The sequence below is a fragment of the Pedobacter sp. KBW06 genome, assembly GCF_003852525.1.
In the GTDB taxonomy this organism is placed as follows: Bacteria; Bacteroidota; Bacteroidia; order Sphingobacteriales; family Sphingobacteriaceae; genus Pedobacter.
On sequence record NZ_QAJL01000003.1, the window covers coordinates 1282388 to 1306803 of the forward strand.

23 protein-coding genes are annotated in these 24416 nt (G+C 41.4%); 15 read left to right on the forward strand and 8 right to left on the reverse strand.

The window, feature by feature from the left end:
* Positions 1-5: 5 nt before the first annotated feature.
* From DBR43_RS20195 to DBR43_RS20225, 7 genes are all read left to right on the forward strand, one after another.
* A complete protein-coding gene (locus DBR43_RS20195; protein WP_124584088.1) occupies positions 6-1409 on the forward strand; it encodes a RagB/SusD family nutrient uptake outer membrane protein in 1404 nt (467 codons plus the stop codon).
* Between the two features lie 27 nt (positions 1410-1436).
* Entirely contained in the window at positions 1437-2261 is an 825-nt protein-coding gene (locus DBR43_RS20200; RefSeq protein ID WP_233603058.1) for a hypothetical protein, read from the forward strand.
* Positions 2262-2266: 5 nt separating this feature from the next.
* Complete coding sequence (locus tag DBR43_RS20205; RefSeq protein WP_124584092.1) at positions 2267-3658, forward strand: TlpA family protein disulfide reductase; 1392 nt, start codon at positions 2267-2269, stop codon at positions 3656-3658.
* Positions 3659-3683: 25 nt separating this feature from the next.
* Complete coding sequence (locus tag DBR43_RS20210) at positions 3684-4859, forward strand: NHL repeat-containing protein (RefSeq protein ID WP_124584094.1); 1176 nt, start codon at positions 3684-3686, stop codon at positions 4857-4859.
* A 32-nt stretch (positions 4860-4891) separates the two neighbouring features.
* Positions 4892-5446 carry a hypothetical protein gene (locus DBR43_RS20215; RefSeq protein WP_124584096.1) on the forward strand — a complete coding sequence of 185 codons (555 nt, stop codon included), beginning with the start codon at positions 4892-4894 and terminating at the stop codon, positions 5444-5446.
* Positions 5447-5857: 411 nt separating this feature from the next.
* Positions 5858-7156 (forward strand): family 78 glycoside hydrolase catalytic domain, encoded by a 1299-nt coding sequence (locus DBR43_RS20220; RefSeq protein ID WP_124584098.1) that lies wholly within the window; start codon positions 5858-5860, stop codon positions 7154-7156.
* Positions 7146-8351: a glycosyltransferase family 2 protein gene (locus DBR43_RS20225; protein WP_124584100.1), complete on the forward strand. Its 1206-nt coding sequence runs from the start codon at positions 7146-7148 to the stop codon at positions 8349-8351. Before DBR43_RS20220 ends, DBR43_RS20225 begins: the two co-directional genes overlap by 11 nt.
* Here the strand turns inward: DBR43_RS20225 and DBR43_RS20230 are convergent.
* Positions 8340-8720 carry a hypothetical protein gene (locus tag DBR43_RS20230; RefSeq protein ID WP_124584102.1) on the reverse strand — a complete coding sequence of 127 codons (381 nt, stop codon included), beginning with the start codon at positions 8718-8720 and terminating at the stop codon, positions 8340-8342. The genes DBR43_RS20225 and DBR43_RS20230 overlap by 12 nt on opposite strands.
* A gap of 264 nt (positions 8721-8984) precedes the next feature.
* Here DBR43_RS20230 and DBR43_RS20235 point away from each other — a divergent pair, with 264 nt between their 5' ends.
* Positions 8985-9554 (forward strand): Crp/Fnr family transcriptional regulator, encoded by a 570-nt coding sequence (locus DBR43_RS20235; RefSeq protein ID WP_124584104.1) that lies wholly within the window; start codon positions 8985-8987, stop codon positions 9552-9554.
* A gap of 94 nt (positions 9555-9648) precedes the next feature.
* Positions 9649-10062, forward strand: coding sequence for a MauE/DoxX family redox-associated membrane protein (locus DBR43_RS20240; protein ID WP_124584106.1), 414 nt, complete (start codon positions 9649-9651; stop codon positions 10060-10062).
* Positions 10063-10206: 144 nt separating this feature from the next.
* On the opposite strand, the gene DBR43_RS20245 is transcribed toward DBR43_RS20240, so the two are convergent.
* The gene (locus DBR43_RS20245; RefSeq protein ID WP_124584108.1) at positions 10207-11406 is read right to left on the reverse strand and encodes a GTP-binding protein; all 1200 of its coding nucleotides are present in this window, start codon (positions 11404-11406) and stop codon (positions 10207-10209) included.
* A 109-nt stretch (positions 11407-11515) separates the two neighbouring features.
* Here DBR43_RS20245 and DBR43_RS20250 point away from each other — a divergent pair, with 109 nt between their 5' ends.
* From DBR43_RS20250 to DBR43_RS20270, 5 genes are all read left to right on the forward strand, one after another.
* The gene (locus DBR43_RS20250) at positions 11516-11896 is read left to right on the forward strand and encodes a MerC domain-containing protein (protein WP_124584109.1); all 381 of its coding nucleotides are present in this window, start codon (positions 11516-11518) and stop codon (positions 11894-11896) included.
* Between the two features lie 221 nt (positions 11897-12117).
* Positions 12118-12747, forward strand: a complete 630-nt coding sequence (locus DBR43_RS20255) for an ABC transporter ATP-binding protein (protein ID WP_124584110.1) — start codon at positions 12118-12120, stop codon at positions 12745-12747.
* Positions 12744-13970: an ABC transporter permease gene (locus tag DBR43_RS20260; RefSeq protein ID WP_124584111.1), complete on the forward strand. Its 1227-nt coding sequence runs from the start codon at positions 12744-12746 to the stop codon at positions 13968-13970. Before DBR43_RS20255 ends, DBR43_RS20260 begins: the two co-directional genes overlap by 4 nt.
* A 57-nt stretch (positions 13971-14027) precedes the next feature.
* Positions 14028-14465, forward strand: a complete 438-nt coding sequence (locus tag DBR43_RS20265) for a hypothetical protein (RefSeq protein WP_233603060.1) — start codon at positions 14028-14030, stop codon at positions 14463-14465.
* A gap of 2 nt (positions 14466-14467) precedes the next feature.
* The gene (locus DBR43_RS20270; protein ID WP_124584112.1) at positions 14468-14902 is read left to right on the forward strand and encodes a Fur family transcriptional regulator; all 435 of its coding nucleotides are present in this window, start codon (positions 14468-14470) and stop codon (positions 14900-14902) included.
* A gap of 9 nt (positions 14903-14911) precedes the next feature.
* On the opposite strand, the gene DBR43_RS20275 is transcribed toward DBR43_RS20270, so the two are convergent.
* The 6 genes from DBR43_RS20275 to DBR43_RS20300 all read right to left on the reverse strand — a co-directional run bounded on the left by DBR43_RS20275 (position 14912) and on the right by DBR43_RS20300 (position 24126).
* Positions 14912-15982, reverse strand: a complete 1071-nt coding sequence (locus tag DBR43_RS20275; RefSeq protein ID WP_124584113.1) for a dipeptidase — start codon at positions 15980-15982, stop codon at positions 14912-14914.
* An 11-nt stretch (positions 15983-15993) separates the two neighbouring features.
* A complete protein-coding gene (locus tag DBR43_RS20280; RefSeq protein WP_124584114.1) occupies positions 15994-16464 on the reverse strand; it encodes a RidA family protein in 471 nt (156 codons plus the stop codon).
* Positions 16465-16497: 33 nt separating this feature from the next.
* The gene (locus DBR43_RS20285; protein WP_124584115.1) at positions 16498-18033 is read right to left on the reverse strand and encodes a SusD/RagB family nutrient-binding outer membrane lipoprotein; all 1536 of its coding nucleotides are present in this window, start codon (positions 18031-18033) and stop codon (positions 16498-16500) included.
* Between the two features lie 11 nt (positions 18034-18044).
* Positions 18045-21215, reverse strand: a complete 3171-nt coding sequence (locus DBR43_RS20290) for a SusC/RagA family TonB-linked outer membrane protein (protein WP_124584116.1) — start codon at positions 21213-21215, stop codon at positions 18045-18047.
* A 387-nt stretch (positions 21216-21602) separates the two neighbouring features.
* On the reverse strand, positions 21603-22103 hold the full coding sequence (locus DBR43_RS20295) for a peptidylprolyl isomerase (RefSeq protein WP_069377787.1): 501 nt from the start codon (positions 22101-22103) through the stop codon (positions 21603-21605).
* Between the two features lie 7 nt (positions 22104-22110).
* Positions 22111-24126 carry a thioredoxin domain-containing protein gene (locus DBR43_RS20300; protein WP_124584117.1) on the reverse strand — a complete coding sequence of 672 codons (2016 nt, stop codon included), beginning with the start codon at positions 24124-24126 and terminating at the stop codon, positions 22111-22113.
* Between the two features lie 105 nt (positions 24127-24231).
* Between DBR43_RS20300 and DBR43_RS20305 the strand changes: the two genes are divergently transcribed.
* A complete protein-coding gene (locus tag DBR43_RS20305; RefSeq protein ID WP_124584118.1) occupies positions 24232-24414 on the forward strand; it encodes a hypothetical protein in 183 nt (60 codons plus the stop codon).
* Positions 24415-24416 lie beyond the last annotated feature (2 nt).

Sequence of the window (24416 nt, forward strand, 5' to 3'; positions counted from 1 at the left end):
CAAACATGAAAACTCATCACATCATATACTCACTGCTTGCTTTAAGCCTTACATTGTCTTCCTGCAAGAAATTCCTGGACATCAAAAGAGGGGATGATAAGGCTTATGTTACAACAGTTGATGATTGCCAGAAATTGCTGGACAATTATGAAAAAATGAATACCGGTTATCCCTACGATGGAGAAATTTCAGCCGACAACTATTTTATTCTTGATGCTACCTTTAATGCCACAGGTACAAGGATTTTGCCTGTGGAAAAAAACTTTTATTACTGGGTACCCACAGCACAACGGCTAACCGGAGAACAAAACTGGCTGAATACTTATCAAACGGTCTATACTGCTAATCTGGTCCTGGAAAATCTGGAAAAGATCCGAAAGGAAGGAGGTAATGAATCCGCGGTCAATCCGGTAAAAGGCGCGGCACTGTTTTACCGGGCATTTGCGTTCTGGCAGATCGCGCAATTATATACAAAACCATATTCAGCTGCCACTGCAGGCCAAGATCCTGGAATTCCGCTCCGGTTAAGTCCCGACATGAATGACAAATCTTCCCGTGGTACTGTTCAGGAAACCTACGACCGCATTGTACAGGATCTATCAGATGCAATAAACCTATTACCAAATACGTCCAGCATTTCGAGCAGACCAAATAAGGTTGCCGCTTATGCGATGCTCGCCCGGGTTTACCTGACCATGCAGGACTATCCGAATGCACTGATCAACAGCAATTCCGCATTATTACTCAAAAACACTTTGCTTGATTATAACAATCTTAGCAAAACCTCATCTACTCCCTTCACCAGGTTCAACAATGCTGAGGTAATTTTCCATGCGGTCTGTGCCAGGTCAAATATCCTGGAGCCAGGTATCATCGCCAGCTTAAGTATCGCGAAAATAGACCGTACACTGGCAGCTTCCTATGTAGCCAATGACTTACGGAGTAAAATCTTCCTAAAAGCGAACTCAGGTCCTCTCCACATTGGAACGTTTCGCTTTACAGGAAACTATGAACCCACCACTTCTTCTACATTTTTCGTTGGCCTGGCTGTCGATGAATTATACCTGATTCAGGCCGAATGTTATGCAAGAGCCGGAAATACGGAAGCCGCTATGAAATCGCTCAACGATCTGCTTGTAAAAAGGTGGTCAACGGGAACCTACACTAGCATGAGCGCTACAACTCCCGAAGGGGCCTTATCTAAAATCCTGGAAGAACGCAGAAAGGAATTGCTGATGAGGGGATTGAGATGGAGTGATCTAAGGCGTCTGAACACGGCCGACATCGTAAGAAGGGTTGACGGAAACGGTGCAATCGCCGCTACTTTACCCGCTAACAGTCTTCTTTATGTTTTATTGATTCCGGCAGATGTAATCAATGTTGGTCATATTCCACAAAATGCAAGATAGTTTCAAAAAATGAAAAAACACCTTTTTATGATGATGATCATACTAACCGCAACCGGAATGTATGCTCAGGATGCTATTGGCATAAAGCCTTTAAAGGGACAGTCCTATTTTGAAGATGAAAGTCCTGTATTTCAACTCGATGAGGCACTAACTTCTAATAAAAGCAGTTGGCTGCGATATGATGTACTTAGTGGATACCGTGAAGGCCTTGCCCCTATTAAACGTGAATTCGGCGTAAATTTCAAAGCCCTGGTTGATACTGTAAACGGTCTTCATTTCGTCAAAATGTATAATCTTTCTATTGAAGATATGCTGACCCATGGGTTAAGAAAGCCTACCTACGTAGTACTGGAGGTTAAAGATCCTTCTAAGTACCGTTATGATCCAAAATATGGTTCTGAAATTGAGTGGCTGCGCAAACATGGCTACTGCTATGAATTGATGATTCCAAAAGGAACAATGAAATCGATGAAGATAGTAGACGAAAACATCGAGAGGATTTTTGGGGTCAAATGCAGTACTCAAAAACGAAAAGTGCCTGCTCTAGTACTTTTCAGGACGTCAACTGCGGAAAAATTCAAAGCCTCTGGTGGAAAAATGTTGCAAGATGACGAGAAAGGCATCTACCGTAATGTAAGCATCGGTACAATAGGTGGCCCATGGTATCGTAAAGATATTCTTCCTTTCATCAATGAAACTGGTTATAAAGGACTTATTGATGTCGATTTAGGGATAAATGTAGCATCACTTGCAGGCCTACCAGCTTTAAAGGAAGCGTTAAAACGCTATGATCTTGATATCAAAGAAGAACCACGTGAGATAGAAGTGTTTGTAATTACTGAATTAAAATGAGCCCTATGAAATATACACGCCAGCTTTACTTTCTCCTGTTATTGCTCTTTATCAATGGAATCAATATACAGGCTCAGACATTGGATGTTTCCGATAAAATAAAACTTATTCCAAACCTTCCTGATTTAAAAGTCGGAGATCAGCTTCCCGATTTTATCATCCCTAAAATAATCAGAAGCTCCCGGGAGCAGGCCAATACTGCAGACTTTAAAGATCAATTGCTAATTATTGACTTCTGGTCCATCTACTGCACAGGATGTATTGAAGCATTGCCAAAAATGGACTCTTTACAAAAGCAATTCGGCAATCAGCTAAAAATTCTGCCTGTTACGTTTGAAGCCAAAGAACTAGTTGAAAATTTCTGGAAAAAAAACAAATACATTCAAAATCTGAGCTTACCATCCGTAGTAGAAGATCAATATTTCAGTTCTTATTTCAGACACAAATCGATCCCACATGAGGTATGGATAAATAAAGGTAAAGTCATTGCCATCACCACAGCTCAATATGTTGATGAATCAAACATAAAGAAAGTACTCAGCGGTGCGGAAATAAACTGGCCTGTAAAAAATGATTTTTATAAATTCGATGCTACAAAATGGCCCTTGTTTATGCTGAATGAAGATCAGGTAGGTGCCAGTTCACCTATTCTTCAATATACCGCTATCCGTGGTTACAAAGAGGGCGTAAATTCAGAAGGTTTAAGTGGAGGATCAGGGATTGTCAGAAATGAAAAAAACAAGACCATCCGTACTTTTTTCCTTAATCAATCTATCTATAGCGCTTATTCTGTCAATTGGAATAAATTGATCAGCCTAAAGGATTTGATCAAACCAGTTTTATCGGCTACTGCGAATCAATTCTTATGGGAGGTAACAGATCGCTCCAGATATGTATATGACCATAAGAAGGCCTATCAGGCAGAATGGATTAGAAAAAATGGAATTTGTTTTGAGTCTTTAACGCCTGATACCGGGCAGACTGACGTTCAGATCGCAGCGTCTGTAGTCCGGGATTTAGACAGATTATTGGGCTTGCGGGTCCGTTGGGAAAAAAGGAAGGAGAAAGTTCTGGTATTGATCCGGACCACAAAGGAAGGCAAGCTTAAAGGCAAGCCCCCGGTGATCAAAGGCCAGAGATTTAAAGATGAACCATTATCGCAACTGATTTACACCATAAATCAACAAGAAGGAAACCCCTATGTATTTGATGGAACAGGATATAAGGAACTGGTAGACATCGAACTAAATATCACTTCCTGGACAGATATTCCATCAATAAGGAAGGAATTGAACAGATATGGTTTGGACCTTAAGGAAGAAGAGCGGGAAGTACACAAGTTTGTCTTTTCTGAAGTTAACGGCGGACTATTTATTCGAGATCAAATCACTAAATAATAATCTATAAACCAATTAACAAATTATGAAAAAAGTAAAATTGGCCATATTTGGCGTGTTTCTGGTGGCAGTAACAGGTTGTAAAAAGGCAGAGAACAATGCCCAGGCTCTACAGAAAGACCTATTCGTAAGCACCCTTGCCGGAACCGGAGCTCTTGGTTTTCAGGATGGTCCTGGAATGACCGCACAATTCAACAGCGTAAGAGGCATTACTATGGATCCTAATGGGAACCTCTACGTTTCGGATTTCCGTAACAATCGCATCAGGAAGATCACTCCGGATGGGATTGTCTCTACTTTTGCAGGAAGTACGGCAGGGTATGCCGACGGAACCGGAACCGCCGCAAAATTCAATAATCCCATTGGTATTATAGCAGACCGCAGTGGAAATCTGTATGTGGTTGACAACGGCAATTCCCGGATTAGAAAAATCACAGCGGCAGGAGTCGTTAGCACTTATGCCGGATCGGGAGAAGAGGGCCTTCTAAACGGAAATGCTTTGACCGCACAATTTTTAAATCCAAGATATTTAACGATCGATGCTTCCAATAATCTGTATGTGACAGACAACGGTAATAACTGTATTAGAAAAATCAGCAGCTCGGGTCAGGTAACTACGTTTGCCGGCTCCGGACAATTTGGAGCAGATGACGGTCCGGCAGCAACAGCAACGATCGCTGAGCCTACCGGGATTACCATAGATCCCAGCGGAAATATTTACGTGAGTCATTTAGCAGATTATGGCTTCATCAGAAAAATAACTCCTGGCGGACAGGTTATCAGGATTGCAGGTGACTTTACACCAGGAAGTTATCTTGATGGTGTAGCTGGAGTTGCAAGATTCAGAGACATTGCCAATATGAAGTCTGATGCCGATGGAAATATCTATATCGCAGACAGTGGGAATAGTGTGATCAGAAAATACGATCCAAAAACAAATATGGTCACCACCTTTGCCGGATTCTACAACTACGTTACAGATGGCAATGGCAGACAAAGGTCTACTGGAACATTTAAGGATGGCCCTGCAAATCAGGCTATATTTAACGTTCCTTTTGATTTTGAAATTGGACTGAAGGGAGAGTTCTACGTCGCTGACCAGACAAATAATATGGTTCGAAAAATAGTATCGGTAGATGCACCTTTAAGCCAGTCCGATTTAGATAAGAAAAACTGGAACAAACCTACCAACTGGAAGTAAACGCTAAACACTCATCATCAAACAAAATGAAAATGAAAAAAAACCTACTCATAATTACGCTCTGCAGTCTGTTTGCAATCTCAGCCAACGCACAAAATAATATAGATCATAACAACTCGAAAAAAGATAGCACTGCTTATCAGAGAAAAAATGAATTCAGATTAAACATAGGCCTGGATGAAGGAATACCTACCGCCTACATCTCCAAATATTCCTCCTTCGTAATGGGTGCGTCATTACAAGGAGAATATATGGCCTTAAAAGAACTCGGTGTTACGCTAAGTGCCAACTACCTCTATTTCCTTGGAAAAGATGGCGGTGATGGATTATCCATGCTTCCTGCTTTGGGAGGCGTAAACTTCTACATCACACCAAGAGTCTTTCTGTCCGGACAATTAGGTGCATCCTGGTACATAGGAAAAGAAAGTGAGAATAAGGCTTACCTCACCTATGCACAAGGCATTGGTTTTCAAGCTTCCAAACGTGTGAGTCTTTTAGCCAAATATGAAGGAATAAATGTAGGTCCTTCCAAAACCTACTCTTTTGCCGGTCTACGGGTTGCCTATAGATTTTTCAAAAGTAAATAACACTTAAATACGCTCTCAACGACCATGGGGTTTGCAGCCTTCAACTGCCCCCATGGTTTTAATGATCTGATTATGAAATATAACATCATTAACAACATATACAAGTATAAGTATGAGCGTAGACAAGTCATTGGTCCAGCATGCGGTGGGCTACTTAATTGCCATGTCGAGATTTTCCCTCCTTCTACTTATATACGGTTCCTCAATCAGGCATTTCTCGCTATAAGACGAACCAATCTGGACGTAATGAATCGCCCAGTTATTGTCTATGAGTTTCCAGATTCATCTGCAAGCCCTTCTGGGTCTGCACGTTCAGAGTTTAGAAGTCAATTTCTTCATTCAATTGAGGTTCACCGCAGCATGGGCCTAAATAATTTAACAACCAACAATTGACATTTAACCCTGAAACATATGAATGGAGTGACAATAGGCTATCCCCTGATAGTAAACGCCACATTTAAATGTAATGACAAGATCCTAAAAAGGATGTGGACTCTTGGATGCAGACGTATTCAACATACAGCGGCACAAATCTGCTATAATATTCCATATCAGGAACAATTGCATTTTACAGGTGATACCCGTATTCAAGCGCTTACTGCTTTGTATTTATCGGGCGAAGATCGCCTGATGAAAAAAGCGATTCTTGATTTCTACAATTCCAGATCTGCACGGCAGGTTACGAATGGCTATAATTTAGGCAGTCAACTCAAAATCATCCCAACCTTTTCTCTCTTCTGGATCTCCATAATTTATGATTACTGGATGCATAGAAAAGATGATGATTTCATCATTCAGTTCCTTCCTTCCATTCAGGGAATCCTGGATTGGTACGAACGGCAAATGAAAGGAGATCAGGAAATGGTTGGTGCCATAAAGTGGTGGAATGTGATCGATTTCTACCGGTTCAATGGCTGGGGAACGACTCCCGATCCTGAAAGTGCAAGATCTGCTATTGTTTCACTTCAATACGCCTATATACTGAAACAAGCTGCAAAACTTTTTATTGCTTTCGGAAATCCTGAACGAGGAAAAAAATATACAAATCTGGCAGAAAAAATCAATGACGACACCATGAAGTTATGTTTTAACGAAGAAAAAGCTTTAATGGCAGATACACCAGAGCAAATAACTTATAGTCAGCATGCCAATATCTGGGCAATTCTCAGTGGAGCTGTTGAAGGCAAAAAAGCAAAAAAAGTGATGATTCATTCTCTATTCGATAAGTCAATTACCCAGGTCAGCTTCTTTTACAAATCCTATTTAACTCAGGCATTGAAGAAAACCGAGCTTCAGGATCAGTATTATTCCCAGCTCAAACCCTGGGAACGAACGTTCGACCCGGAATTAAAAACGGTTCCCGAGCGTACTGAACCCGAATATCCCGAACGCAACGCATGGAGCGCACAGCCATGTTATGATTTTCTGACTACCATTTGTGGCATTACCTCTGCTGCTCCGGCTTTTGAACGTATTCAGATTCAGCCATCATTAGGTCCGCTGCTAGAAGTAGAGGGTACTATGTCTCATCCTCAGGGTCGAATTCTTGTAAAATATAAAAGGATTGGGAAAACAGGAATTCATGCTGAAATGGACATTCCGGAAAGCCTTCAGGGAAATTTTGTATGGGATGGTAAAATGTTTTTATTGCATGGCGGAAAGCAAACAATAGAATGTTCAGCTATGAGGGAACTGATGCATGAATACTAAGCCACTTGTATCCTGCATCATGATTGTAACTGGCGAATTTGAACTCCTTGTAGGTGGAATTACTTATTTTCTGGATCAGGATTATTCAAATTTGGAATTGATCATGATACAATGCGGTGGCGATTCGGTAGAATTATTAATTCCACATTGCCCAAGAATTCATTTTATCTATCAACCGGATCCGGCAACATCAGCCGAATCACGAAATAAGGCTTGTACACAAACAAGTGGAAATATTATTGTTCATTGGAATGAAGCGACCTATTATGCTCAAGATTGGATAAGCCGCCAGGTAAACGCACTTAACGCCTCGGGTGCGGATATCTGCGGGCTAAACAAAACGACAGAACTGGATTCATGGTCTGAATTACAAGAAAGACAATTAGAAAATCCGGATGAAACGATCGGCTGGATAGCCGGCGCAACCTTGTGCTACTGGAAAAAGTTATGGTTAACTTATCCATTTAGAAAATCTCAAACCGATGAAAACACAGATTTCATCTTTAATTCGGGAGGAAAAGTCTATTCTCATAACTATTCAAAGGGATATCGTGGCCAAATAGATCTTATCCCAATTCCCAACAAACGTACTTTATTACCCTTGGTATCTTGTATCATGACAACCAGCAACGCTACCATGCTGGTTCCATTTATGCTGCATTGTTTCCTCTGCCAGGACTATCCAAATGTAGAGCTCATCATTGTAGATGATAGTATTCTGACTGCTCCTGAGTTAATTTTGCATTGTCCAAATACCAGTTATTTTTTCCTTGAAGGCAGAGAGACCAACGGCGCGAAAAAGAATATCGCCTGTAGTCATTCAAATGGAAGCATCATTCTACATTGGAATGACCAGGATTGGTATGCTCATGACTGGGTCAAACATCAGGTAACGGCATTGCTAACTTCTGGTGCAGATATGTCCGGACTGAATCTGGTTCAAACCTATTCAATGCCTAATCAAAAGTCCGTAACAACAGAAAAAAGTTCATGGCTATTTGAGGGAACGATGATCTATTGGAAATCTATTTGGGAAAATTATAGATTTAAAACCCTTAAAACAGGGGAAAATGAAGATTTTCAACAACAGCCAGGGCTCAAAATTATTGCCCATGATTATATATCAGGTTTCAATACGAATACCTATGTAAAAAACCAGGACCGTCAGTTACCTGATGATCCTTTAGTGAATTAATGCATCCCTTTTCATTAAAGCTGCATTTATTGCAGCTTTTTTATTGCTGGCAAACAGATAAACGGAAATGGTCCCTTCTTCTCTTTTCACCACCTCCTCAAAGGCAAGCTCAGTATCTTCAATGCTAAATAAGTTAATCACCTCCAACGGCTCTCTACTTTGCTCATTAAAGTTTACCAAATAAGGATTTCTATCCTTATCACAGATAAAGTCCGGATTAAATGCAACTTCCATCACCTTTAATTTTTCATTTCTTGAAAACCTTTTTCTAAAAGCTTCTACTTTTTCTTTCGAGTCAAACACAGCTTCTATGTCATGAACGTGCTCATAATCTCCATAGAAGACGATGTAAACCTTATGATCCCTCATATAATAAAATTAAAATCTCTGTCCCTATACAGAAAAAACTTCCCCTATTTTGAGCGCTAAGCTATATAAATAGATTAAGTTTTTTATAAAAAAAATCGCACTGTACAAAATTGTGCAACTAATTGTAAACCAATTTACAATCGACCTGTAAGCAGAGTGCAATCTGCTCCTGAGAGCCAATTCCGAGAGATGGATTTGTTATTTTAGATAACAGAAATCCAAGGGCATTTCTAAGTATTTTAATGAACCGAATAACTTTTTTAAATGGAAAATGAAGATTTTTTCAATTCTCTGGCAGGCACAAGCAAAACAAGTAATGAACTTAGAACTCAATTCTATAAAATGGTGGAAAAGGAAGTCCACCCACGACATAAAACCATTTTAAATTCCGGACAAGTTTGTAACCACGTTTGGTTTATTGTTCAGGGATTTGCCATGGCTTATATTGAAAAAGAGGATAAAAAAATCCCATATCAGTTCTGGGATAAAAGTGAAATCATGGTTCCGGTGAACAGTTTTTTCAAACAACTTCCTGCAGATGGATGTATAAAAGTTTTAGAGAAAAGCACGCTGTTGGCTATTTCTTTTAGCAACATCAAAAAACTAACAGAAGCCTTTCCGGAATTCAACTTCTTCATGTGCAACTTACTTCTGAATCTTCAATATTCAGCCGAAAGGAGGATTTTTAACCTGACTTCCATAGACCCCGGAGAACGTTATGCACTCTTAATGAAGGAATCTCCCTTTATCATCAGAAAAGCATCTGTAGAGATGATCTCTGCTTATCTGGGCGTTTCCAGAAAAACCCTGAACCGCGTCCGGGCAAAAAGATAACTTAATCATTTTGGGACATATGGCCCTTTTGAAAGAAAGTCTCCGATAGTAACTTTAATTCATCATTTATTTATTAAAAAATTGAAGAACCAATATGAACACCTATCCATTTATCATCATCATTAGCATTTTGCTTATTATCATGTGGGCCTATGCCGCGATTTCTAAATTAGCAGACCTAAAGGGATTTAAACAAGCATTGGCCACGCAGGTGTTTCCGAAATGGATAGGAAAAATCCTGGTTTGGGTATTGCCCATCTCTGAATTGGGAATTGTGGGCCTTCTGCTTTTTCAGAAAACTCAGATCCTGGGAATGTATGCTTCATTTGGATTAATGCTGCTCTTTACCCTATATGTTGGAGGTGCAGTCTATAACATTTACGAACGTACACCTTGTGCATGCGGCGGATTATTCGCAAAGCTTGGCTGGACAAAACATTTTCGCGTGAACATCTTTCTCACGCTAATTTCAATCATTGGGATTGTACTTCTGGAGTCAGGCAGATAATTGATCGCCGGGAAAACCTTTATCTTCCGGGCGGCCCTTTATTACGATCCTGCATTTACCCTTTGTTGCCTATCGTTGTTTTTATTTCTGGCTGTTTAGGGCCTTGAGTCAGACCTTACAGCCAGAATAAAGACTCCATAAATATCAAAGCATTCGTTCAAAGGGATTTTTAAATTCTTCATGCTGTGCATACCTGATCAGCTCATCATCGTTCAACAAGCAGGAATTTAATTCCTTGTTCAGTTGTACTTTATCCAGGTCCTGGCCTATAAATACCAGTTCATTTAAACGATCTCCAAAATAACGGTCCCATTTCCGTTCAATATCATCCCGGTTATCCGCATAATCTACATAGTTAAGCCTTTCCTGTAAAGGCATACTTGCCCACCATGTGCCTGCATTTTCCACTTTCAAAGAGCCTCCTGCCTGAGAGAAATTCAGTGCACGATCAGGCATCGGTGCCAGCCAGAATAACCCTTTAGTCCGCAACACATTGTTTGGAAAACTGACATTCAGGTAATCCCAGAAACGTTCAGGATGAAAAGGGCGTGGAGAGCGAAAGACTGTGCTGCTGATTCCGTACTCTTCTGTCTCAGGTTCATGTTCAGTATTTAACTCTCTGATCCAACCCGCCCCCTGCGATGATTCTTCAAAATCAAACAGGCCGGTGTTCAATATTTCGGAAAGTGCAACCTTACTGAAGGCGGTTTCTACCTGTTTTGCCGAAGGATTCAATTTGTGGATCACTGCTCTGATCAGCTTTAGATCATCCCCGGTAATCAGGTCTGTCTTATTCAGGAGAATAACATTGGCAAATTCGATCTGATCGGTGAGCAGGTTCACAATCGTACGCCTGTCTGCGCGGTCATCTACCCAATCCCGGTCGAGCAGCAATTCATTAGTTCCAAAATCCTTCTTAAAGTTAAAGCAGTCGACCACTGTAACCATAGTATCCAGTCTGCTGAACCTGCTTAAATCGATTCCCATTGCTTCATCAACATAGCTGAAGGTTTGTGCCACCGGAATGGGCTCCGAAATCCCCGTACTTTCGATAATCAGGTAATCGAACCGATCTTCATTTGCCAGTTTTTCCACTTCGGCAATCAGGTCTTCCCGAAGGGTGCAACAGATACAACCATTACTCATTTCTACCAGTTTCTCTTCCGTTCGTGATAAGGTGTGCGTGTTTTCAACAGTGCGGGCATCAACATTGAGCTCACTCATGTCGTTTACAATCAGCGCGACCTTCAGGTCCTGCTTGTTGTGAAGAATATGGTTTAGCAAGGTAGTTTTACCGCTTCCCAGAAATCCACTGAGCACAGTAACAGGTAATAGTTTTCTCATATCATTGCAATTAAGTTGCAAATATACATTGCATTATTTCAAATGCAACAATATTGCTTTTATATTTGTAACTCAATAGTTCATACGCTTTATGTTTAAAAATTCTAAGATGAAACCCTTATTAAGATCCAGCCGTTTAGATCAGGTAGGCATGACAGCCTCCATAGCTTGTGCCATCCACTGTGCCGCACTTCCATTCCTCATCACCACCCTACCTTTATGGGGTTTAAGCTTCCTTGCTCATAGCTGGGTGGAAGTTAGCATGATCTGTCTTTCCCTCCTCATTGGTACCTGGTCATTGGCCCGCTCCTATCCTAAACATAAAAAAGTGCTTCCTGTCCTGGTTCTCATTCTTGGCTTTGCCTTAATCGGCTGCGGCCATTACCTCATCACCGATCTGGAAGCCGTTTTAATTCCCCTGGGTGGATTTACCATTGCCGCGGCGCACCTGATCAACTGGCGCTATACCCGCAGTTGTACACATCAATAATTTAAATGAATGCAGTAGCAAATACTTTACACGGATAGTACCTGCAATCTTATTGCATGTACTATTTTTGCAAATACACATCACATGAACAAGAAACTTATATTTGGCGTATTTTTACTTTTTGTAAGTATGATCAACCCAGGTTGTAACCATACACAAATGGATAGCAAACAGCTATACCTGAAATATGTAAAAAGCCGCATGATAAATAGCAAACATTTATGATCTCTTTAAAATCTGTATCACATAGTTATGCCGGCCAGAAGGACATCGGCTTTAGCGACTGGCAAATCAATGATGGGGAACAATGGCTGCTTCTTGGTGAATCAGGGAGCGGAAAGACGACCCTTCTCCATATCCTGACTGGCATATTAAAGCCAAAACAAGGAGAAGTACAGATCAACAACACCTCCATTTACGGGCTATCAGCTAAAGATCTTGATCAGTTCAGAGGCAGGAACATTGGCATCATTTTCCAGCGACCACACCTGATCAAGAGCCTTAGCATTTCAGAAAATCTTGTTTTAGCTCAAAGTTTTGCTAAGCTCCCTACAGATTTAAAACGTGTAAACGAGGTATTGGAGTCCTTAGGAATTGAAGGCAGGAAAAATGCCTATCCTGATGAATTAAGCCAGGGACAATTGCAAAGGGTTTCTATCGCCAGAGCAGTAATTAATAAACCAGCTTTACTGATTGCAGATGAGCCTACGTCCAGTCTGGACGATAAAAATGCGGCAACAGTACTGGAACTGCTGATGCAGCAATCCGGTGCCAATCAGGCTACCCTGGTAGTCGCTACGCACGACAAAAGAGTGAAGGATGCATTTACCAATACTTACGAACTATCATGAGCCCGTTAAAGATCAGTTGGAAGAGCTTATGGTCTAAACCGTTGTCTTCCGCACTAAATATGCTGCTAATTGCTTTTGGCACTGGAATTCTAACCATTTTATTGTTGGCTTCCAATCAGATTGCCCAAAAGCTGGACAACAATTCTAAAGACATTGACCTGGTAGTTGGGGCCAAAGGCAGTCCACTACAGTTAATCCTCAGCAGCATTTATTACATCGACTTTCCGACAGGGAATATCCCGTTAAAAGAAGCAACAGCGTTGTCGCGCAGCCCATTTGTAAAAAGAGCTGTTCCTCTTGCCCTGGGCGATAACTATAACGGAACCCGAATTGTTGGGACCGACAGTAACTTTGTAGCCATCTATAAATTGAAAGTGCAGACCGGAAAATTATGGACTAAGGATTTTGAAACAACCATTGGCGCAAGCGTTGCAGAAAGTCAAAAATTAAAAGTAGGTGATACCTTTTACGGTGCTCATGGTCTGACGGGCAGCAGTGATGTTCACAAAAGTCATCAATACACAGTATCGGGAATCTTGGCACCTCAGGGAAATGTGACAGACAACCTCATCCTAACCAATATCGCCAGTGTGTGGAAAATGCACGACGACCATGAAGAAGGGGAAGCCCATGAGCATAAAGAAGGTGAGAATCATCATAAAGAGGAACATGGTGATGAAGGAAAAGAACTGACCTCATTACTGATTCAGTATCGTTCTCCAATGTCAGTAGCCATCTTTCCAAGAATGGTAAATGAAACGACCAATATGCAGGCCGCTTCACCAGCTCAGGAGAGCACCCGCTTATTTTCTTTAATTGGTGTTGGAGTGGAAACCTTACAATGGTTTGCTGTATTGATTATGCTGATTGCAGCGATCAGTGTCTTTGTAAACCTTTATAATTCGCTTAAGGAGCGTAAATACGATCTGGCCATCATGCGTACACTCGGTGCTTCCAGGGGGAAACTCTTCCTGATCGTCATCGCCGAGGGTATTATTCTTACCCTTGCAGGTACACTAATCGGAATTGCTTTAGGTCATCTTGCACTTCAATTTATAGGAAACTACCAGGAGAGCAGTCAGGCGAGGTTAACCGGCCTGGTTTTCCTGAAGGATGAAATTTATTTATTTGTTGCTGGCCTAGCTATTGGTATATTTGCAGCTATTATTCCTGCAGTGCAGGCTTATCGGTCAAATATTTCCAGAATTCTGTCAAAAAATTAGAAGAAATATAAAAAGATCAATAAGTTAAGCTTAAGGATCATAAATAAACATATGATGATGAAACGATTAATTCTTGTAGTTCTATTGTTTACCGGATTTGCGGTTAAAGCTCAACACAATCCTGATGATCAGATCTTATCTGACAACTGGGATGTGGTAGGCGGTGTTGATTTTAAGATCGTAAAGGATTCAGAAATGTATGCAGTTTATACTCCTGAGATCAAGAAACATGCGAACAAAACTTTTGAACTGGAAGGTTATATCGTTCCCATTAAGGATGGCATGAAACAGACGAAATTCATGCTTTCAACGTTACCTATAAACCAATGTTTTTACTGTGGAAAGAATGGTGTTCCCATTATGGTATTGGTAGAAATGGCGGAGCCGATCAAATTCACCTACAAGACCATTGTAGTGAAAGGTACGCTTAAATTAAACCCAGGCAATGCGATGGATAACCCTCCTATTTCCCTGGTAAATGCAAAATCAATATAATCATGAGACTAGATCCCGTAAATATTTTAAAAGAGCACGACCTGAAACACACCAGACAAAGGGTGCGTGTACTGGAAGAAATTGCTTTGGATACTGTAGCCATCTCTCAGCCGGAGCTGGAGAAAAAGCTGGGTAAGGAAATCGACAGGGTAACTTTATACAGAATCCTGAACACTTATGAAGATAAGGGGATTCTTCACCGCATCATGGACATGAACGGGACGGCAAACTATGCCATCTGCTCCTCTTCCTGTTCAGAAGACCACCACCATGACGAACATGTACACTTCAACTGTACCACCTGTTCAAAGATCTATTGCCTTGAAGTAGTTGTACCTAAGCTGAAAATGCCAAAGGGCTTTACAGCAAAAACCGTAAACACTACTGCTTACGGTACTTGTGAAAAATGTAATGCCCTTGCGGAAAATCCAGCTTAATTGACGTCCTTAGCTCCAGGCTTTGTATAAGAAATTAAGCCAGTTTTGATGAAAAATATGGTCCAGGTCTTCCGCAGAATAACCTTTTGCGGAAAACATGGCAACCATCTTTTGCAAGTCTGAAATGGTATCCAGATCTAATGGGGATTGTTCTGTTCCAAAAGCCCCATCCAGGTCGGAGCCTATTCCTATATGATGTGCATTTCCTGCAAGCTGACAAATATGGTCCATGTTGGCTACCACCTTCTCCAGATCACAATTCATACTTTGTGGTGTAGATACACCCCTCTGCCAGTTAGGTACAAGCATCCAGGCATCTAAAGCACCCCCAATCACTGCACCGCGTTCAATCAGGGCAAGAAGTTGTTCATCACTATATTGACGGTTATGATTTACAAAAGCCCTGCAATTGTTATGGCTCGCCCAGACAGGTCCTGAGAAATGATTTAAGGCCTGCCAGAATGCGTCGTCACAAAGGTGTGTGGCATCCAGAATGATGTTCAGGCGCTCCATTTCTTTAAGTAAAGCCAGGCCCTGAGCACCCATTTCCCCGGTTGCATCCGTTCCATTGGCATACCTTCCCGGACCATAATGTGCCGGACCGATCGCTCTTAACCCATATTGATGCGCTCTTTCCAGGTAGCTGAGGTCTACGATAGAATCTGCACCTTCAAGGCTCAGGATATAGCCAATTGCCTTATTTTCATTAGGAGTTCCGTCATTCCATCGTTCATAATGCACTTTCAGTTGTTTCGCATTGCTGATCTGCACCATTTCCCCGGCTTCTTCCATCGTTTTATACCAGGAAAGCTGTGCCTGTGTCTGTGCCCATGCCTGCTCCGGAGAGTTCCAACCCGGAATAACACTTCCGGGCTTTACGTAACGGGCAATCTGCGTGGCGACAACAATACCGATGTTTCCTTTCCTGAGCTCAGGAAAGGAAACCGTAGACCTTTCCCGGTCAGGCTTATCCGTCATTCCCTTTTCCACGGCACGAATCGCCTGCACGGGCAACCTTAAATCTCTGTTCCATTCCATGGCATTCATACTGAGATCCAGGTGAGCATCTATTATAAACATAGTCTAACACATTATTGATGTAATTCAAAAACAGCTTCTACTTCTACCGGAATATTATCCGGCAAAGAGCCCATCCCTACTGCACTACGTACGCCGATTCCATTCTCATGTCCCCAAACTGAAGCAAATAATTCGCTGCATCCATTGATAATATAAGGGTGTCTTTCAAAGTCTGCGGAACAATTCACCATCCCTAACACTTTGATAACGCGTTTTACGACATCAAGACTACCAAAGTTAGTCACGATAGTAGACAACATGGTGAGTCCTACCTGGCGGGCTGCCAACTTCCCTGCTTCCATATCCATATCTTCCCCAATCCGGCCAATAATCAACGACTTATCCGTTTGTACCGGCCCATGTCCTGATAAATATAAATATTTACCGTCTACTAAAAACGGCTTATAAATTCCTAATGGCTGCGGGGCTGGAGGCAACACTAGATCTAATTTCAAAAATGCTTCTTGGGCTGATAAGTTCATGGTATTTATTATAAAAATTGAGTATTAAATTGTTTACTGTTTATCCCACCATACACGGGTGGTTAAGGTATTTGCTCCCTGACGCGAAATGGCATCCTGGAAATTTTTCGCATTGCTTGCGCCTTCGGCATTCGGGTAAATTAACCTTCTTGGAATGGTTCCGCCTGTTACATTCCCTGGATAATTGACTGGAACCAATATCGGATATCCTGTTCTTCTCCAATTGGAAAACACTTCATATTCATCGATATATAAGGCCGCCCAGATCTGGGTATGGATCTGCTCCATTTGCTGATCAAACGTTCCGGCAACATTGAATGGGTGAGCGGTAAGGTATTGATTGATTTTATCTGAGGAAATTGCATAAGCACTACCGTACATAGCAGCATTATCAAATGATCCGGTCACCCCCTTAACATAAAACTGGCTTGCAGTTCCAAGGGTGTTCCATCCGCGGGCTGCAGCTTCTGCGAGGTAAAGGTTGGTTTCCGCATTTCCAAGCACCAATAATGGCGCGTCAAGTCTGAATACGGTATTCTGGTTAGGCTCAGAATACGTACCCAGGTCATTCGCCGAAGGCGCTGTTCCGGTTCCATTTGGAAATCCTTTTTGAATGGCAGGACCAGAATCCTGTGTTGTTCCAACCCAAACCCCGGAATAAACACTCAGTCTCGGGTCGTTGTTATTTTTCAGATAATTGATAAAGGTTGCACTTAGCTTTCCACCTTCAATGTTATTTTTACCGAAAGAGTTCGCAGAAAAATCCCTGCTTCTTGATTCCCTTGCTGTAGGATTACGGTTCAGGTCTTGCGGACCATCACTATACTTCATGATCGCATTATCCTCTTTATTCAGAATAACGCCACCGGCGATTGCCTTTTTCACCCAGGTCTCAGAAAGAGCGGCATCCTTTTTAGTTAACCTTAAGCCAAGACGAAGCATCAGTGAATAGGCAAACTTCTTCCACTTCCCGGCATCTCCACCGTAAATAAAATCGTTACCTCCATATGAGGCTTTTGCGGCATCAAGTCCGCTGGCAGCTTCATCCAACTCTTTCAGCATATCTTTATATATGGTTTCCTGTGCATCGTATTTAGGGGTAAAGTTAAGACTCGTGAGCCCTTTTCCAGCTTCACTGTAGGGTACATCGCCATAAAGATCAGTCATTCTGTGGTAAATGTATACCCGCCAGATGCGTGCCACATTTAATTTATTGACCTCCGAAGGAGTTGCTTTAACTGCCCGGATCACTTCCTCAATTTCATTTACGGCAGTGGGATAACCGTCCGTGAAATAGGGCGCCTGATAAAAATCATTGGCAAAATATTTATCTCCTATCCCGGAAACTTCTTTATAGGTCGCATAATGCTGGATAAAGCCACCTAGATTTAACACCCCGGTCAGGTAATAACTGTTACTCATCGTGCTGAGCAGCGATTTGGAAAACAAAAATGCAGGAGTCGGCGTAGACAAGGAATTCGGGTTTTTATTCAGGTCACCAAAATCTTTTTTACATCCTGATATGGCCAGGATCATTACCGCACTTATATAGTATATGTATCTTTTCATCGGAATATTTTTTAAAATTTAACACTTAAGTTTAATCCATAACTTCTGGTACGGGGCACGCCAAACTGCTCAATCCCCTGGGCATTTCCTGCACTAAATACAGATTCAGGATCTACATTTGGTGTTTTCTTGTACAGAATAAAAAGATTACGACCTACGAGGGAAAGCGTTGCAGAACTCAATTTGGATAGCATTTTCACCTTACTAACCGGCAACTGATAACTCAGTACAACCTGACGAAGTTTGATAAAGCTGGCATCATACACAAACAATGAAGAGATATTCCTGAAACCATCACCGTAGTATTTTTCCAGCAAGGATGGGTCGATTACCATATTCACCGGTTTTCCGGATACATCTACTCCATTGATGGGGACTCCAGTATCCCGACCTGCAAGCGTCATTTTCGTTAAACCCATTCTTGTACCATACAAATCTGTCCCGGAATAAAGACTTCCTCCAAACTTGCCATCAATCAATACATTCAGGCTAAATCTTTTATATTTAAAATCGTTGGAAAAACCAACAGACCATGGATGCACACCTTGTCCAAGCTCTTCAAGCGGCCCTGGAACTGGTGTAGCTACGCCTCCTGAAACATTATATACTGTCTTTCCATTTGCATCCTTCAGTTCCCTTCTTCCCATAATGATACTATATGGACTTCCCACCTGGCTATAGATATAAGCATATCCGTTTACTGCACTAGCCATGACAATAGAATTCAGGTTCTCAGCAAGCTTTAATACTTTGTTTTTGTTATAAGCAGTGTTCACACTTGTGCTCCAGGAGAAATCAGGTTTGTCTATGATTTTTCCGGTGATTAAGAGCTCTACTCCTTTATTGCTGATCTCTCCCACGTTCAATAGGGCAGTACGGTAGCCCGAGCTTGTAGATACGGTAGTTTCTACAATGTCTTTGGTCGTACTCCTATCATACCAGGCAAAATCAATTCCCAACCTGTTATCGAATAAAGAAGCCTCAAATCCCGCTTCGAAAGTGGTAGAAGTTAATGGGCTTAAATTTGGATTAGGAATTCTGGTACTCGTTACCTGCTGCAGCTGCTGCCCCAGGTGCCCATTCTGAATCATCGTATAAGAAGGGTTTAACGCATAGGGTTCCGGTGTAGCTCCTCCAACCTGTGCCCATGAAGACCTTAACTTTGCAAATTGAATCCATGAAGGCATTTTAACAATCTGAGAAAGGATCACACTCGTTCCAATAGAAGGGTAAAAAATAGTGTTGTTTTTTGGAGCAAGTGTCGAAAACCAGTCCTGGCGACCAGTTACTGTCAAAAACACCAGATTTTTGTAGTCGAAATCCGCTGATCCGAATAAAGAAGAAGTCTTGGTTTTCCCATAAGGATAGGTTTGATTTACTGTTCCAAGGTTGGAAACAGAATAAAATCCAGGCGTAATAAAATCTTTCCCCTGAATGATCACCTCATCTCTGGTAGAAGACCGGTTATTGACGCCAAACAAAGCATTCAAAGAGAAATCTTTAAACAGATTTTGCTTGTTGTAATTGATCGTAGCCTCGGTGTTGATGGTGGTAAGGTTAGAACGTTCCTCTTTGGCACCACCTAAAGGGGTGTATAGAGACTTACTTGGAACCACTCCAAAATATTTAAAGTTGTTATAATCCTGACCAATTCTCGCATTGAAAAATAGTTCAGGTAATACATTTAATTTCACATTTACCATGGATAAAAAACGATTCCTGGTATCGTTCTTTTCAAACTTATTCACTACAAAATAAGGATTACTGGCAATGGGAACAGGGTTCCAGGCCACTTCATCTCCGTTCGCATCATATCCAGGAGAGAGGTTACGGATATCTACCGTATTTCCAATCAGATAAGTTCCCCAGTTCGGATTGCCATAAGCATCGTTTACCACGGTTCTGTTTTTAGCATTTTCAAGGTTATATTGTGCTACCGCATCAATTCTTAACCACTTGCTCAACACAAGTTCACCCGCAAAGTTGAAGGTCTTTCTATTGAAATTGGTATTGGGAACAATCCCTCTGTTGTTCATATCAGAAGCTGAAAATCTTCCATTGGCAAATTCATTTCCTCCGGTAAGCGCGAGTGTATTGGTCGTCGTAGTTCCGGTCTGGTAGAAATTCTGAATGTTGTTTTTTTGTGGACTGTAAGGTCTTTTGACCCCATCAAACTGGATCACATCAGAACCATCCATTTTGGCACCCCAGGAAGATCGTCCCGCAGCGATCGCTTCCGCCTGAGTAAGGGGTTTAACACCATTTTTACCGGACCCATATTCATATTGCCATTCTGGGATCACCAGTGGTGATTCCATTGTAAATGCAGAGTTAAAATCGATGCCGACACCTTTCTGTGCAGCACCTCTCTTGGTCTTAATGAGAATTACCCCATTAGAGGCCAATGAGCCATACAGGGCCGCAGCCGTTCCTCCTTTTAACACAGTGATGCTTTGAATATCGTCGGGATTGATTCCCGAAATCCCATCTCCTCTGTCTATGTTTAAACCATTGGCAATCCCGTCAGAAGTATAACCCTCAGTTTGTGGAAGCCCCAATAAGGTATTGTCAATAGGCATATCATTTACTACGTATAAAGGTTGGTTATTTCCATTCAGGGAACCGTTACCACGGATAATGACGCGGCTGGAACCACTCGGTCCTGTAGCTGTACTGGTTGCATTTACACCAGCAACTTTTCCTACCAGCGCATTGGCAAGATTTGTTTCCCTTGCCTGGGTAAATTCAGTCCCTTTCACCTCAGTCAGCGCGTAAGCCAAAGCTTTCCGGTCCTTCTTGATGCCCATGGCAGTCACGACTACCTGGTTTAAAGTGTTCTCCTCAGCAACAGACAGAACCACATCGATCATCGTTTCACTGTTTACAGATACCTCTTTCCTTTTGTACCCGACATAAGTGAAAATCAGGACCTGGGGACCATCTGGAATCCTCAAAGCAAAGTTTCCATTCTCGTCAGTCTTGGTTCCGGTTTTCGGATCTGATTTTAAAACCACCGATACACCAGGTATGGACAGCTGATCGTCGGAGGCGGTTACCCTGCCCTTGATTTCCCTTAAGTTTTTATTATAGGTTACCGGGAAGGCCTCTTTTGCAAAAACCCGTCCTGAGCATACCATTAACGGTATCAGCAACATTAAGCATAAATGTAGTTTTCGAATCATGTTTGGTTTTGGTTAGGTGGTTGATTGGTTGGTTGGTTCAGTTTATTAGTCTCAAATATAGAATTGTTTATTTCATATTGCATATTTTTTGCAATAAAATTTTGCAAATAAAATAAAAACAACCTAAAAGTAACATTAGAGTAAGAAAACAACGGAAGTATCAGAATTCAATTGCTTAAATTTCGAGAAAATTCGGTCCATTCAATCTCGAATTCAAAGTCTTAAATCCCTAAAAAAGAAAAACACTTATCGAAAGTCATCAAATTTGCAAAAAATATGCAAACTACTAAAAAAACAACAAACTGATCAACCAGTATGTTGAAAATTAACCAAAAAAAATAGCCTGTATCATACGATACAGGCTATTTTAATATAAACTAAGATCTACTAGTGACCTTCGTGACCATCAGCACCATGTGCATGGCCATGACTTAATTCTTCTTGAGTCGCTTCACGTACAGTAAGGATTTTACCTGCAAAAATCAGGTTTTTTCCAGCCATAGGGTGATTTAAATCTACAGAAACGGCAGTTTCATGGATCGCAGTAACACCTGCTCTGAAATGATTGCCCTGGTTATCCTGCAAAGGAATAACATCACCTACAGCAGGTAATCCAGCTTCCTTAAACATATCAATTGGCAAATCAGCAAAAGCTCCCGGATCCAATTCACCGTAACCATCAGCTGCAGTAAGCTCAAAGCCATACTCATCACCAACATTTAATCCTGCCAAATGCTCTTCAAATTTTGGCAACATCATTCCTGTACCATATAGAAATACAAGTGCATTTTGCTCATCTGCTTTCTCTACAAAAACTTGTTGTCCTTCTTCATTAGTCGTATGCAATTCGTACGTTAATGATACTACTGTATTGGGTTTAATACTCATTATAATGTTATTTAGTTATCAATTTTAATGCTTCATCAACAGTAGCTACTGGCAACTGGCATACTTTATTTCGGCAAATATAGATTTTTGTTTCAATGCTTCCCTTATCTTTTAACAAAGGAAGTGTTGAATTTGTTCCTGACAGAATAATTTTATTGGGAATATAACGACTATTAATTTCCTTTTTCAGCATTCCTGCATTTTTTCCTGTAATCGCGATCTCGCTTACACCGAACACTTCATTTAACAACTGAATGGCCCAGTTTGAATAAGCAGAACCATAGGTTTTAATCTGAGGCTGTACGGCAGCCAGCATTACAGTTGCCTGATCAACATAGCTTTCCTCGTCAAAAAGCAAACCTAAAGCGTGTAAATTTTGCGCCATAACGGAATTCGATGCAGGAATTACATTGTCCATAATTTCATGTTTCCTGGCAATTAGTGCTTCTCCATTCGACGGCGTATAAAAAAACATTGGGCTTTCAGGATCTGCAAAATTTGCAATCACCTGATCAGTCAGCTGTTTTGCCTCATTTAGCCATTTTTCATCAAAATCAGCCTGATATAAGCTGATCAGGGCTTCAATAAAAAAAGCATAGTCATCGAGGAAACCTGAAATTGTTGCTTTTCCGTTTTTGAAATTCCGGAACAGCATCCCTTCCGGAGTTTTTAACTTATCAAGTATAAAATCAGCTGCTCTTTTAGCCAGCTGATAATATTCCTTTTGATCAAAGATCTCTGAACTTTCCGCCAGCGCTTTAATTGCCATCGCATTCCATGCAGTCAGACATTTATCATCAAGTCCGGGCCGCAGCCTTTTACTTCTTTGGGTCAGAAGTTTCAGTTTGACATCGCTTAGCTTCTGTTTCAGTTCCTCCAGATGAATTCCTCTTTCTGCGGCAAATTCTTCATTGGTCTGTTTTCTCAACAGGATATTGGTTTGTTCCTCCTCCCAGTTTCCTTGCTCAGAAATGTGATAATAAGCAATCAGCAAAGCACGATCGTCAAAACTCAATGTTTCGAGTTCCGCCATATCCCAGACATAAAACTTTCCTTCTATACCTTCACTATCTGCGTCCAGCGCCGAATAGAACAAACCTTCGTCCGAAGTCATCTCTCTCGCCAGCCAGGCAATCGTTTCTTCAGCAACCTCTTTAAACAGCGGCAGACGGTGACACTGATAGGCTTCAGCGTATAGACTGATCAGCTGTGCATTGTCATACAACATTTTCTCAAAATGAGGCACATGCCAGTTTCCGTCTACCGAATAACGTGCAAAGCCTCCGGCGATCTGATCATAAATTCCCCCCAGGGCCATTTTCTCCAGCGTTAAAATGGCAGCGGCATCTGCCGCATCATCTTCGGCAAGGAAACTATAACGAAGCATAAATTGCCAGTTGTTGGGCATAGGAAACTTAGGAGCCCGGTTATAACCACCTTCAGACAGATCAAAATATTGTTTCCAGGGTGTTACCACCTCAGTAAGATGCTCCTTCGTATAAGCTTCTCTTTTTATATTTGGGATGATTTTCTCCGCGTTCCTGATCCCATCTGTTAAGCGATCGGCATATTGTATTGCTTTATCTGGTTCATGCTGCCAGAGATCAGCTACATTTTCCAGAATATTTATCCAATCTTCTTTTTTGAAATAGGTCCCTCCATAAATGGGCCTTTGATCTGGTAAACATAAACAGTTTAGCGGCCAGCCCCCACTGCCCGTCATCAGCTGGATGGCCAGCATATAAATCTGATCGATATCGGGCCTTTCCTCCCGATCTACCTTAATACAGATAAAATGGCGGTTCATCACTTTGGCAACCTCCGGGTTTTCAAAACTCTCCCGCTCCATCACATGGCACCAATGACAGGCGGAATAACCAATACTCACCAAAATCAGCTTATTTTCCTTCTTTGCTTTCTCCAAAGCTTCTTTCCCCCATTCATACCAGTTTACAGGATTATAGGCATGCTGTAACAGATAGGGAGAGGAAGCGTTAATCAGACGGTTAGGTTCCATATTCATGCTATAAAGGTAAAAAGATAAGAATCTCCATTATTTTTTATTACACAAAATGACAGAAAACACGAGGGATGGTGATATCTTTAAAGATAATTTACCAACAAGAACATGATCAGATTAAATAAAGATACTCCTTCGGAAGTACTACAGGAAGTAAAGAAAGGCGATTTAGTGACGGATACCTTCAGTAAGACTGGTCTGGTGGAAGACATTGAAACTTCTGATGATGGGCTATATAAGGTTTATAACTTTCACCTCGTTACCGGGAGAACAATTACAGTTAAAAAGTAAAA